General features: G+C 31.6%; 12 protein-coding genes. 7 read left to right on the plus strand and 5 right to left on the minus strand.

Annotated features, from left to right (window positions below; genetic code table 11):
- On the minus strand, positions 1 to 976 hold a 976-nt coding region (locus SULYE_RS01345; protein ID WP_007545742.1), incomplete at its 3' end, for an IS110 family RNA-guided transposase.
- Positions 977 to 1589: 613 nt separating this feature from the next.
- Between SULYE_RS01345 and acnB the strand changes: the two genes are divergently transcribed.
- Entirely contained in the window at positions 1590 to 4160 is a 2571-nt protein-coding gene (acnB, locus tag SULYE_RS01350) for a bifunctional aconitate hydratase 2/2-methylisocitrate dehydratase (protein WP_007545745.1), read from the plus strand.
- 42 nt (positions 4161 to 4202) lie between these two features.
- Here acnB and SULYE_RS08290 read toward each other — a convergent pair whose 3' ends face one another.
- The 4 genes from SULYE_RS08290 to SULYE_RS01365 form a co-directional block, all read right to left on the minus strand.
- Positions 4203 to 4490, minus strand: a complete 288-nt coding sequence (locus SULYE_RS08290) for a hypothetical protein (RefSeq protein WP_198001787.1) — start codon at positions 4488 to 4490, stop codon at positions 4203 to 4205.
- Between the two features lie 191 nt (positions 4491 to 4681).
- A complete protein-coding gene (locus tag SULYE_RS01355; RefSeq protein WP_007545747.1) occupies positions 4682 to 5068 on the minus strand; it encodes a rhodanese-like domain-containing protein in 387 nt (128 codons plus the stop codon).
- 67 nt (positions 5069 to 5135) lie between these two features.
- Entirely contained in the window at positions 5136 to 6857 is a 1722-nt protein-coding gene (locus tag SULYE_RS01360) for a ComEC/Rec2 family competence protein (protein WP_007545749.1), read from the minus strand.
- The gene (locus tag SULYE_RS01365; RefSeq protein ID WP_007545751.1) at positions 6854 to 7459 is read right to left on the minus strand and encodes a VTT domain-containing protein; all 606 of its coding nucleotides are present in this window, start codon (positions 7457 to 7459) and stop codon (positions 6854 to 6856) included. Before SULYE_RS01365 ends, SULYE_RS01360 begins: the two co-directional genes overlap by 4 nt.
- Before the next feature lie 958 nt (positions 7460 to 8417).
- Here SULYE_RS01365 and SULYE_RS01370 point away from each other — a divergent pair.
- The 6 genes from SULYE_RS01370 to SULYE_RS01390 all read left to right on the plus strand — a co-directional run.
- Positions 8418 to 9830 (plus strand): mannose-1-phosphate guanylyltransferase/mannose-6-phosphate isomerase, encoded by a 1413-nt coding sequence (locus SULYE_RS01370; RefSeq protein ID WP_007545753.1) that lies wholly within the window; start codon positions 8418 to 8420, stop codon positions 9828 to 9830.
- A gap of 50 nt (positions 9831 to 9880) precedes the next feature.
- The gene (locus tag SULYE_RS01375) at positions 9881 to 10114 is read left to right on the plus strand and encodes a DUF2281 domain-containing protein (protein ID WP_007545755.1); all 234 of its coding nucleotides are present in this window, start codon (positions 9881 to 9883) and stop codon (positions 10112 to 10114) included.
- Positions 10098 to 10238, plus strand: a complete 141-nt coding sequence (locus tag SULYE_RS08715; RefSeq protein WP_156784745.1) for a PIN domain-containing protein — start codon at positions 10098 to 10100, stop codon at positions 10236 to 10238. The genes SULYE_RS01375 and SULYE_RS08715 overlap by 17 nt, the downstream gene beginning before the upstream one ends.
- Positions 10239 to 10578: 340 nt before the next feature.
- Positions 10579 to 11889, plus strand: coding sequence for a flippase (locus SULYE_RS01380; protein ID WP_007545758.1), 1311 nt, complete (start codon positions 10579 to 10581; stop codon positions 11887 to 11889).
- Between the two features lie 2 nt (positions 11890 to 11891).
- Positions 11892 to 12983 (plus strand): hypothetical protein, encoded by a 1092-nt coding sequence (locus tag SULYE_RS01385; protein ID WP_007545760.1) that lies wholly within the window; start codon positions 11892 to 11894, stop codon positions 12981 to 12983.
- Positions 12980 to 13867 (plus strand): glycosyltransferase family 2 protein (locus tag SULYE_RS01390; protein ID WP_007545761.1); only part of this gene is annotated, 888 nt, incomplete at its 3' end. The genes SULYE_RS01385 and SULYE_RS01390, both read left to right, overlap by 4 nt.

A 13867-nucleotide genomic window follows, 5' to 3' on the forward strand; every position in this document is an offset into this window, starting at 1 on the left:
TTCTCAATGGTCTTCTGTTTTTTAATACACCATATGCCTGCCTTAATAGCTTATGTGCTACAGCTACTAATGCTAATTTTTTAGCTTTACCTTTACTTACTAATCTTTCGTATAATTCTCTGCAGTATTTGTTAAACCTTATTGCTGATAGTGCTGCCATGTATAGTATCTTTCTTGCATATGGATTTCCCATCTTTTTTATTGAACCACTTTTCTTTACGCTCGCTCCACTTTCATATGGGCTTGGATTTAAACCAGCATAGCTGGCTGCTTTCTTTACACTCTTGAATCTTTTAAATCCTCCAAACATTGCTATTACCACTCCTATAACCCTATCACTTATACCAGGTATACTTTTTAAAAGCTTGTATTCCTCTTGATAATTCTTCTTAGTCAACTCTTTTATCTCTTTTTCAAGTTCTTTTATGTTTTTTTCTATTTTTTCAATTAGCTCATCGTAATATTCCAAGTTCTCTTTCAATTTTTTGATTGGTATTGGTACATGACTTAAAGATTCTCTTTGATTTCTTAGGTTTGTAAGCTGATGCTGTAGGTCTTCTAATATCTTTAGTTTTACTTCTATTTCTTTTTCTACATCTGGTTTTGGTTTATAAAGCTCTCCATCGAAAAACGTTCTTCCATACTGTGCAATAAAGTATGAATCAGTCTTATCTGTTTTAACTCTTGTCATTTTAGCTTCCATAAATTTCCTTATTGAAAATGGATTTACTACTGCTACTTGATAGTTATTTTCATACAGATAATTAGCAAGCTTTAAATGATAAACTCCTGTATGCTCCATTATGATAAGCATATCTGACTTTTTAAACTTCTTAAGATAAGGCTTTATTTTCTTTTCAAACTCAACTGGGTCTGATTTAACTTCAAAGCTTTCTCTCTTGTTATCATACAAAACTGTAGCAGTAAATGAATTTTTAGATACATCTACTCCAACGACAATTTTGTAGCTATTCATAAAAGCACCTCCTTTCATAAAATACTTGACATGAGAGAAACTTCCTGATAACCTATCATCGTAATCAATACAGGCTTAAAAGCCTAATGTTCTGATTCAGGTTGCAGGAAGTAAAGGAAGGACAGTCTAAAACATTCTGAGCGGTCTTAAAAGACCAATGACAAAGACTTGATCTGTCCTTCCTTTTTTCTCCCATGTCTGTAATTATTATAAAGCTTATTCTCTTAAAGTTTAAAAATTTTTGGTATATTTAATATACGATGACACATAAGGTTATCCTTCCTTTAATGCGTATCATTCAACCTTTCGCTGTCATTCTGAGGACTTTAGTCCGAAGAATCTCACTTTTAAATTTTATAAAAATCACTAATTTCTCACCCAAGGTATAACCATACAATTCAATATTACATACAATATTACATAACAAGTAACAATGGCAGATTATTCTGATGGATTATCCTACTCTTCAAATTTCTTCTTATTTTGTCAAATTTTCTTAATACTTAAACTATAAATTCTGATAAATATCAGCATTATTATAATCAAACAGTGTTTGATTTTTTCATTTATTTATGTATAATATAATTAATACTAAAAAAGCGAGGTGAAGAAAATGGGATTTTTGAAAGAGTATAAAAAGCATGTGGAAGAGAGAGCAAAGCTTGGAATTCCACCTTTACCACTCACAGCAGACCAAGTTAAAGAAGTGGTAAAGCTGTTGCAACAAGTTCCTATAGTAGAAGAAGAGTTCTTAATGGACCTTCTTGAAAACAGAGTTAACCCTGGTGTTGATGAAGGAGCTTTTGTTAAGGCATCATTTTTAAATGATATTATTCAAGGAAAAGCTCACTCACCGGCTATCACACCCAAAAAAGCTGTTCAAATCCTTGGAACTATGATGGGTGGATATAACGTTAAGCCGTTAATTGACGCGCTTAGCCATAAAGACCCAGAGATTGCACAAGAAGCTGCAAACGCTTTGAAAAACATCTTACTTGTTTATGATGCATTTAACGATGTAGTTGAACTTTCAAAAACAAATAAGTATGCTAAAGAAGTTTTAGAGTCTTGGGCAAATGCAGAATGGTTTTTAAGTAAAGAGCCACTTCCTGAAAAAATAACTGCAATTGTCTTTAAAGTTCCTGGTGAAACAAACACTGATGATTTTTCTCCGGCAACAGAAGCACAAACAAGAAGCGATATTCCTCTTCACGCGTTAAGCATGCTGAAAGCAAAAATGCCAGATGCGATTGAAAAGATAAACGAGCTAAAAAAATCAGGATACCCGGTTGCATTCGTTGGTGATGTAGTTGGTACAGGTTCAAGTAGAAAATCAGCTGCCAACTCTTTAATCTGGCATATAGGAAAAGATATTCCACACGTTCCAAACAAAAGAACAGGTGGTATTGTAATCGGTGGCATCATTGCTCCAATATTCTTTAACACACTTGAAGACTCTGGAGCTTTACCAATCGAAGCTGATGTAACAAAATTAGAAACAGGGGATATTATTGAAATATATCCATACGAAGGAAAAATCGTTAAAAATGGTGAAGTTGTATCTACATTCAAACTAAAGCCAAATACACTACCTGATGAAGTTAGAGCTGGTGGTAGAATTCCATTAATCATTGGTAGAGGATTAACAAGAAAAGCAAGAGAAGCTCTTGGAATGCCAGAAGAAAACATATTCATCAAACCAGAGCAACCACCTGAAAAAGAAGGTGTTGGTTATACACTTGCTCAGAAAATCGTAGGTAAAGCCTGCGGAATGCCGGGTGTAAGACCGGGTATGTACGTTGAGCCTCAAACTCTAACAGTAGGTAGCCAAGATACAACCGGACCAATGACAAGAGATGAGATAAAAGAACTTTCAGCTTTAAGTTTTGGTGCTGACTTTGTACTTCAAAGCTTTTGCCATACAGTGGCATATCCAAAACCGGCAGACATTAAACTACAAAGAACATTGCCACAATTTATTGTAAGCAGAGGTGGTGTATCTTTAAGACCTGGTGATGGTATCATTCACTCATGGTTAAACAGGATGGTATTACCTGATACTGTAGGAACAGGTGGAGATAGCCATACAAGATTTCCTATTGGAATCTCGTTTGCAGCAGGTTCTGGACTTGTTGCGTTTGCAGCAGTAACAGGCACAATGCCGTTAGTAATGCCTGAGTCTGTATTAGTAAGATTCAAAGGAGAAATCCAGCCTGGTATTACAATAAGAGACCTTGTTAATGCTATACCTTACTATGCTATAAAACAAGGACTTTTAACAGTTGAGAAAAAAGGAAAGAAAAATATCTTTGCCGGCAGAATCTTAGAGATTGAAGGACTGCCATTCTTAAAAGTTGAACAAGCGTTTGAATTTACAGATGCATCCGCTGAAAGAAGTGCAGCAGCATGTACAGTAAGATTAGATAAAGAGCCGGTGATTGAATTCATTGAGTCTAACATCAAGCTTATTGAAGCTATGATTAAGGCAGGCTATCAAGACGCAAGAACACTTCAAAGAAGAGCTGACAAAATGAAAGCATGGCTTGATAATCCAGTTCTCTTGGAGCCGGACGAAAACGCAGAATATGCAGCGGTTATTGAAATAGACTTAAATGAAATAAAAGAGCCGATCGTTGCATGTCCAAACGACCCGGACGACGTTGCTACATTATCAGAAGTTCTTGCAGACGAAAGAAGACCTAAACAAATAGATGAAGTATTTGTTGGTAGCTGTATGACAAACATCGGACATTTCAGAGCTGTTGGAGAGATATTAAGAGGAGAAGGACAAATTCCTACAAGATTGTGGATTGTCCCACCTACAAAAATGGATGAAAGACAACTTATAGAAGAAGGTTACTACGCTATCTACGGAACAGCAGGAGCAAGAACAGAAGTACCCGGATGTAGCTTATGCATGGGTAACCAAGCAAGAGTGAAGGATGGAGCTGCAGTATTCTCTACAAGTACAAGAAACTTTGATAACAGAATGGGTAAAGATGCGAAAGTATACTTGGGAAGTGCTGAGCTTGCAGCTATATGTGCCATCCTTGGAAGACTTCCAACCTTAGAAGAGTATCACAATATCATGGCTAAAAAAATAGCCGGAAAAGAAGATCAAGTCTACAGATACTTAAACTTCCATGAATTGCCGGAAGAAGAATTAGAATACCTAACTGCATAAAAGCTGCTGCATAAAAGCTAACTAACGCCGTGGGCTACAAGCCTACGGCTTTTTTATTTTAAACAACTGTTTAATTCGTAAGCTTTCTGTTAAACCCGAGAGTGCGACAAAAATTTTTGCCAGATTACTTTTTTGTCGACCTGAGGACCTTAGGCTAAAGGATCTTATTTCTAATGTTTTTGAAAAGTGAAAAGAGAGAAAAAGAGGATATTCTCCGCCGGCTGAAGAATGACAATGTAGGTTCTTGTAAGCAGTCTCACTTTCTCTAAGAAATAATAGTTTTTTTGATAATTTTATTTCTGATACTTTTTGTTGCTTGTCTCCTATCATTATAGTTTTTTAATTTTTTGTAGTAAGGTTTTTTAATTTAAGATTTCTATTAGTGGCAATCTGGGTCTATATTTAAAGTTTTATATCTAAAAGGTGTCTTTTCTAACTTTTTATCATTGATCAGATAAATTAAACATTTTTTAACTTAATTCTTAAAGCAAAGGGAGCCTTTTAGCCCCCCATCGATTTAATTAACTGTTTTGAGCTAAAGCATCCATTAATTCTTGTGTAGAGCCATCGAAAACATAAACGTTTGTGTATCCAAGAGCTTCTAAATATCCCATGACTCTGTTTGCAAATTTTACCAAGTTGCATGTAGTTATGATAACAGCATCTTTGTCTTGTGGAAGCCTGTCTAAGTGCTTTGTAAATTCTACTACCGGAGTATAAAGAGCGTTTTTAATGCCTGCTTCTTCCATTGTTTTGCCGCTTACTTTTGCCGGTGGTCTAACGTCTAAAATGATAGCTCCATTATTGTAGAGTTCTTTTACCTTTTCAAGGTCTATCATTCCAAGATTTGGCTTTTGTTTGTCAGCCTCAATCGCTTTTTCAATGTTTTGAATTAAATTTTCTACCATCTTACAACCTCCTTATAAAGTTTTTATAATTTTATAATACCAATGTTAAACTTTTATTAAAATGAGGTTAATCATCATTAACCATTATAACCAAATCTTGATTTTTAAGTTCAAAAACTTTTCCTTCAACAGTCAAGATTGGATTTATCCACTTTTTATAATGAATATTTTCAAAGCTTATTTGATAAGTAAAATCTTTTATAATATCAAACTCTGATAAAAACTCATCTGAAAACTTCTCTCTTTTTTCTGTAAGTAAAACTTTATACTCACAACCTTCTTTATTCATGATATTTAGAATCTTTTTTGACTCAAAATCTGCAAAAAGATAGCATTTTCCATTGTCTGTAAATAAAACTACCGGATAAACTTTATTTTCAAACACATAGATTTTTGGAGATAAGTCAGACTTACTGAAAATTAAAAATACAACTGCCAAATTCGTAGATAATGCAATCTTTTGAGTTTTGTTGAGGTTGTAAATTAAAATAAAAGTTAGTGTAGCAAGATAGATAAAAATGAGCCATATACTTGGACTAAATCCTGTAAAGTAGAGTCCTAAGCTACTGAAAAATTTCACTATCTGGATAAATATTAGTGTGAAAAAGTCCATAATCTTAACTAAAAAAGAAATTTCAAATCCTGTAAGCAAATTTAAGACTGAAATTGTAAGTAGTGGATAAAGAGGTAGCGAAGCTATCGGCGTTGCAAAGATTGTTGTAGGTGAGAAATTGCCAAAGTAGTAAAGTATAACCGGTAGAGTAAACAGCGTTGCAAAAAGTGAAGAAATTAAAACTTTTTGCCAATTTTCTAAATCTTTAAAAACTTCAAAAGTTAGTATTATTCCAAACACTGCCAAAAAAGAGAGCTGAAAAGATACAGAAAACAAACTTTCTGGGCTGAAGAAAACAAAGATAAAAGAAGTAAAAAACAGAATGTTTAAACTGTTGTTTTTTAGATAGAAAAGCTTAGAAATTATGTAAAGCAAACTCATAAAAACAGCACGGACAACCGGAATACCAAGACCTGTTAAAACTCCATAGACAGGCAAAATTAAGCCAAGAGTCATAAGTCTTTTTCTTTCAGATAAAAAGAAAAGTATAAAGCTTAAAGATAAAAATAGTATTGCAATATGAGAGCCTGAAATAGCTATTAGATGAGCTAATCCTGTTTGATAAAACGGCTTTTTAGTCTGTAAATCTAAATATCTCTTTTCGCCAAATATTAGAGCCGAGCCAACCTGAAATGTTTCATAGCTAATTGCATTTTGTCCGTAATTGCTTATACAGTTTTCACGATATTTTAAAATCGGATACAGAAAGTTGTCAGAGTTGTCAACTTTTAAAAAGTATCTGGTAGGCATTAAAACCAAATTTCCATCTTTTTCTTTAGCTTTTCCTAAGAAAGCTATCCTTGATAAAAAATATATATTCTCTTCATACTTTGCAAAAACTGGAAAAGTTTTACCTATAAGCTGCTTCTCTGATGAGTTTATTACTTTGCAGTTAAAGATGCTTCCAAATCCTAAATAATCAGGAAAAGAACTTACTACACATTCTACAAAAATCGGTTGATTTATCTGCAATACTGGTTTTTCTTTGTAAGAAATACTAATTCCAAGTAAAAATATTGCAAGGTTTAAGACCAAAAATCTTATAACGCCATTGAAGACAAAGGATAAAATTATTACTAAAATTGGTACTAAGATGGAAATGTTTAAATTCAGATATTTGTTTAAAACTACAGCTAAGGACAGGTTTATAAATAAAACTACCCAAGGGTAAATCATTTTTTAATCGCTTTTATAACCGCCGGCAAGATTGAAATTATGATAATTCCATATATAAATAGGCTAAAGTTTTCTTTTACAAACGGTAAATTACCTGTAAAGTATCCAAGAGTTAAAAATAGCGTAATCCACAAAAAACCACCAACAAAGTTATAGATAAAAAATTCTCTTTTATCCATCTTTCCAATTCCTGCAACAAACGGAACAAAGGTTCTAAAAATTGGTAAAAATCTTGAGATGATTACCGCCTTTCCGCCATGCTTTTGAAAAAACTTTTCAGTTTGAATTATGTATTCTTTTTTAACAAGATTTTTCTCTATAAGCTTATTTCCAAAATAGTAGCCTATATGAAAGTTAACTAAATTTCCTAAGATAGCTGCAATTAATAGTAAAAAATAAACAGTCCAAAAATTTAAACTTCCCTTCCCTGCAAAGCTTCCAACTACAAACAAGAGAGAGTCTCCGGGTAAAAATGGAGTAATTACAAAGCCTGTTTCAGCAAAGATTATAAAAAATAAAATCAGATAAACTAAACTGCCGTAATTTTGTATGATTAAGTCTAAATATTTGTCTATATGAAGAATAAAGTCTAAAATTTCCAAATTGACTCCTTACACTTAAAAATTTTAAATTTTTATAGCTTTACCAATAGAAGCGAGACTTATTAGCCACTGTTGTCCAATCTCTTTTTCTTTTCTATAATAAGCTTAATTTTAAATGCAGTGTATATATAATAAGATATTGTAGCATGAAAATTAAAGGTTATTAACCAAAAATTGAGAGTGTTTAAAAATTTTTATAAGTTTACCTTGTTTGTCATCCTGAGGCCATAAGGCCGAAGGATCTCTTTTTCGAATTATATAAAAATCACTAATTTCTCACCCAAGATATGGGAGTTGACTAAATTATCTGTAGCTATAAATGGCTATCTTTCTTATATTCAAAAGCAATTTTTTAATCTTTGATTTTTGAATTTATCTTCAAGGATGATTTTTTTAACCTTTCCTTTTTATCTTCTCATTGATTTGTTTTTACCCTTTTAATATAACTACACTTATATTAAAAATTACAGATTAGATTATAGAGTGTAATTTTACTATTCTTTGTTTAATATCCCGTAATAGTGTTCCGAAATTCTCATAAGCTTACCTTTCCGTGTAATCCTGAAGCTGTAAGCTAAAGGATCTTTTTTTTTAAAATTAAGAAAAACAAGAGATTCTTAGCTAACGCTTAGAATGGCACCATTGGGTCGTTCTTTGTCATCCAGCAGCGAAGTGTAAGATCTCAAGCTTTATTGTGTTTTAAAAGGAAGAAAACAATAACAAAAGATTCTTCCCACGGCTGCAGAATGACAAAGAAGGCTTCCATTCCTATAATGCCCATCAGTCAACCTTTCCTTTTCATCCTGAGGACGTAAGTCCGAAGGATCTTTTTTATTAAATTTTATAAAAACTACTAATTCTCACCCAAGGTATATTTAAATATCTATAAAAATCACTATTTTCTCATTCAAACCATGTTAAAATATTAGTAATTAAAATAAACTTGGAGCTTATCATAATGAAAGTAGTTATACTTGCCGGTGGAAGTGGGACAAGACTTTTTCCATTATCCAGAAAAAACCTGCCAAAGCAGTTTTTAAAAATTGCAGATAATCAATCACTCTTCCAAAAAACCATAGATAGAGCTTTAAAAATAGTAAAAAGTCCAAAAGATATAATAATCATAACAAACAAAGAGTATATTTTTCACTTAAAAAGCCAGCTGAGAGAAATAAATCATTCTGAAAAAGATTTTCACATTATCACTGAACCAGTAGGAAGAAATACAGCACCAGCCATAGCTTTGGCAGTTAAATATCTAACAGAAAAACAAGAAATACCATTTGATGAAACTATTTTTATATCACCATCAGACCATATTATACAGCCTGACAAAGAGTTTGTGGAGTATGTTAAAAAAGCAGATGAGCTTGCAAAGGAAGGATATATAGCAACCTTTGGAGTAAAACCTACAAAGCCGGAAACTGGTTACGGTTATATAGAAGCTGGAGAAAAGATAAGAGATGGATACAAAGTCATAAAATTTCATGAAAAACCATCTATAGAAAAAGCTACAGAATATCTGATGAAAGGAAATTTTTATTGGAACAGCGGAATGTTTACATTCAGCATTCAAACAATCCTTGAAGAGTTTAAAAATCATAGTGAAGAAATATATCAAATGATAAATGATAATAGTTTTGAAGAACTTCTTAAAAACTTTGATAACATGCCGGATATATCGATAGACTACGCAGTAATGGAAAAGACGAACAAAGCAGCAGTAATTCCGATGAACATTACGTGGTCAGATGTTGGTTCATGGGACAGTGTATATGAGATACTTCCAAAGGATGAAAATCAAAACGTGAAAGTTGGTAAAGTAATAGATATAGACACAAAAAACAGCATGATAATAGGAAATAAAAGAGTAATATCCACAATAGGGCTTGAAAATCTCACAGTAGTAGAAACTGATGACGTTATCCTGATAGCTAAACAAGGAGAAGGGCAAAAAGTAAGAGAGGTAGTAAATAAGATAAAGAATGATAAAGAGCTTAGCTATTTAGTAGATCTACACACTACAGTTTATAGACCATGGGGAAGCTATACAGAACTCGAAAAAGGAGAAAGATACAGAATAAAAAGAATAACTGTATACCCGGGAGAGTCTTTGAGCTTACAGATGCATTATCACAGAAGTGAGCACTGGATAGTGGTAAAAGGCACTGCAAAAGTAGTTTTAGAAGAAAACGGAGAGATAAAAGAATACTTTGTTCATGAAAATGAAAGTATATATGTTCCAAAAACAACTAAACATAGATTAGTTAATCCAGGAAAGATTCCGTTAGAGCTAATAGAAGTACAAGTTGGTGAGTATGTGGAAGAGGATGATATTGTAAGATTTAATGATGTGTATGGAAGGTGTTAGGAGAGTTATTTAAGGCTGGTTAATAACCTTAATATTAGAGATAAAAAATCATGCGAGAAGCTAAAAAATTAGAGGATATTATAAAAGAATTACCAGAAGATTTAATAAAAGAAGTTGAAGACTTTGCATTGTTTTTGTTAGAAAAAAGAAAAAGAGAGGAAACAGAAAAGAAAAAACCAACTCTTTCATGGGCAGGCGGGCTATCTGAATTTAAAGATAAATATACTTCTGTTGAATTACAGCATAAAGCCTTAGAATGGATGGTTAATAAAGCAAAAGTTTAATCTTGATTTTGACGATGCTTATCAGTATGTAGTGGCAGAAAAGTTTGGTTTAACCATTGTAAGCTTTGATTCTGACTTTGATAAAACATATCTTGGGAGAAAGACACCAAATGATTTGATATGACAGTTAGTATAGGTCATATTTAGATAATATTAGGAGGAGGTTTCTCCAAAAATCCACACCGTCATTTTGCAGCGATGGGAAGAGTCTAATTTTTTGTTTTTAAAAAAAGAGATCCTTCAGCTTACAGCCTCAAAATAACGTGGAAAGGTATACTTAATTTTTGATATGATAGCAGGCTTATGGTAAAATGATTAGTTAAAAAGTACTTTGAGGGGGTTGTAAATGGAGAAAAACAATACATGCAATGACGGGATTGATTTATTTGAACTGTTTCAAAAACTCTATAAACAAAGAAGGACAATATTAGGAATTACTGAATAGGTATTGCAATATAAAATCCATGAATATAAAAAATTACAAAGAAAAGCTTTTTAAATCCGATGCAAGAAAAAGACTGATTGAAAATTTTTTATCTTTATCAGTACTTCAGATTGCTAATTATATATTACCTTTAATTACTTTGCCTTATCTTGTTAGAGTATTAGGACCTGAAAATTTTGGACTTATTGCTTTTTCGCAAGCTTTTATTGGATATTTTATGATACTAACTGATTATGGTTTTAACCTTTCAGCTACAAGAGATATATCTATAAATAGAGAAAATAAAGATAAGGTTTCTGAGATATTCAGCTCTGTTATGATAATTAAACTCGCTTTAATGATAATATCTTTAATTTTAATGTCTGTTATAATATTTTCGTTCGAAAAGTTTATACATGATTGGATAATTTATTACTTAACATTTGGAATGGTTGTGGGGCAGGTTTTGTTTCCAGTATGGTTTTTTCAAGGTATGGAGAAAATGAAGTATATAACATTTTTAAATATTCTTGCAAAAGTTATATTTACTGTTGCTATATTTGTGTTTGTTAAAGAAGCGTCTGATTATTTGTATGTGCCGTTATTAAATAGTTTGGGTTTTATAATTGCAGGGATACTGGGTTTATGGATTGTGTTTAGAGACTTTGAGATTAGTTTTAAGTTTGTAGGCTTGGAAGAGTTAAAGAGGCAGTTAAAAGAGGGGTGGTATATATTTATATCTCAAGTTAACATTACATTTTTTAACAACACAAATGTAATTATTTTAGGATCATTTACAAACAATACCATAGTCGGATATTATTCTGCTGCAGAGAAACTAATTAGAGCTGTTATGGGTCTACAAATACCATTAATAAATTCTGTATATCCAACTATGTCAAAATTATTAAAAGAGGATATTAATAAAGCTGTAGCTTTTGGTAAGAAACTTTTAATTTACGGAACTTTCACTTATGTAACTCTTATCAGTATAATTTTGCTTTTATCGAATGAAGTTATAATTTTATTACTTGGAGATAATTTTACAAATAGCGAAATTATTTTCAAAATAATGCTAATAATACCAATCACCGTTTTTATCAATAACATATATGGCACACAGTTTCTTATAAATATAGGGCATAGCGATAAGTTTTCTAAAATTATTATAATAAGCGGAATGTCAAATCTAATACTATGCCCTATATTGACATATTTCTTTAGTTATATTGGTACAGCTATTTCATGGGTTATAGCAGAATTTTTCGTCTTATACGGAATGTATTATTATACCACTAAATACATAGAACAATTAAAATTAAAGTATATTTTAAGATTTGAGAGACATTGATTATGAGTGTTAAAATTTATCCAAATACAAACATTTTTATTGCCTGTCCTGCTAATACCGCAACTGGTGGGCCAGAGCTTTTACATCAGCTTACTTATCATTTGAGAAAAGATTTAAGTATTCATGCTTACATGTATTATTATAATTTCGATGATAGAAGATTTGAAACTCCTGTACATCCAGAGTACAAGATGTATGGAAATCCTTTTGTTACAAATTTGAATGAAATTGAAGACATTGAAAAGAATATAATTATAGTTCCTGAAGTGCGAGATGGAATAAATTTACTACAACATTTCAAAAACATAAGAAGAGGTGTTTGGTTTTTATCCGTAGATAATTATTATTTATCCCAATTAACAAAAAAAGATTTTTTTATTCCAAGAGCTATAAATAAGATAGCTAAATTTCTTTTTGGAAAACCATTAATAAATTTTGATATTACTTCAGAAGAAATTCTAAAGAAGCTCGTAGAAAAATATGATTATATAAAAGATCCATTATTAAAACTAGCAAATTTTTATATGAGCAATTCCTATAGAGGTTTAAAATGGTTTAGCGATTTAAAACCTATGTATTATCTACCGGATTACTATGTAAATATTAGATTTATTGAAGAGAGTTATGCGTTAAATTTGAATAGCAAAAAAAATATTGTTGCTTACAACCCTAAGAAGGGGTATTCATTTACAAAAAAAATAATCAAATTTGCAGATGATATTGTATTCGTCCCTATAGAAAATATGAAGCGTGAAGAAGTGATAAATTTATTAAAAGAAGCGAAAGTTTATATAGATTTCGGACACTTCCCAGGTCCAGAAAGAATACCTAAAGAAGCTGCTATGTTAGGATGCTGTGTAATTACTGGTAAAAGAGGTTCTGCTTCATTTTTTGAAGATGTTCCTATTCCTAATGAATATAAGTTTGAAGACAGAGAAGAAAATATTCCAAAGATTGTAGATAAAATAAAAGATTGTTTTGAGAATTTCGAAGATAGATATAAAGATTTTGAATACTATAGACAAATTATAAAAAATGAACCACAAAAATTTATAGAAGATTTAAAGAAAATTTTTATAAAGCTTGAAAAATGAACTACCCAAAAGTTTATATAATACTTTTAAACTATAATGGCTGGGCTGATACGGTAGAGTGTTTGGAGAGTGTTTTAAGAAATGATTATCCTAACTATCAAGTTATTGTAGTAGATAATAACTCACCAAATAATTCTATGGAATATTTAAAAGCTTGGGCTGAAGGAAAGCTTGATGTTTGGGTTAATCCAAATAATTCTTTAAGAAATTTATCATTTCCTCCAGTTTCAAAACCATTACCTTATGTTTACTACACAAGAGAAGAAGCAGAAAAAGGCGGAAATCCTGAGATAGAGGAAGAATTAAAAAATAAAATACCTAAGGATACAACTTCTAAGTATCCATTAGTATTTATACAAAGTGGTGATAACTTAGGTTTTGCAGGTGGAAATAATGTAGGGATAAGATATGCATTAGTAAAAAATGATTTTGATGTTGTTATTCTTTTAAATAATGATACAGTGATAAAAAGAGATGCTATTTCAATTTTAGTCAATGCAAGATTAAAGTTTGGAGAACAGGCAATATACGGTGGAAGAATATATTATTACTCAGATCCAGAAAGGTTGTGGTATGATGGAGGAAAGTTTAATGAGTGGCTAGGAAGGACAATTCATTTAAATAAAGGCAAGCTAAAACATGATATAAAAATTAGCTCTCGGATAAAAGAAGTGAATTTTATCACTTTTTGCTATGTTCTAATTCCTAAATTCATTTTAGACAAAATTGGTTTACTCGATGAGTCTTATTTTATGTATGTAGAAGATTTAGATTATTCTTATAAGGTATGGAAGTATGGATACAAATTATATCATGTAGTTAATTCAGAAATTTGGCATAAGGTAGGGGCGAGCTCAGGAGAGGAGGAAGTAAGCGAGTTCTCA

The sequence above is a fragment of the Sulfurihydrogenibium yellowstonense SS-5 genome, from assembly GCF_000173615.1.
Classification (GTDB): domain Bacteria; phylum Aquificota; class Aquificia; order Aquificales; family Hydrogenothermaceae; genus Sulfurihydrogenibium; species Sulfurihydrogenibium yellowstonense.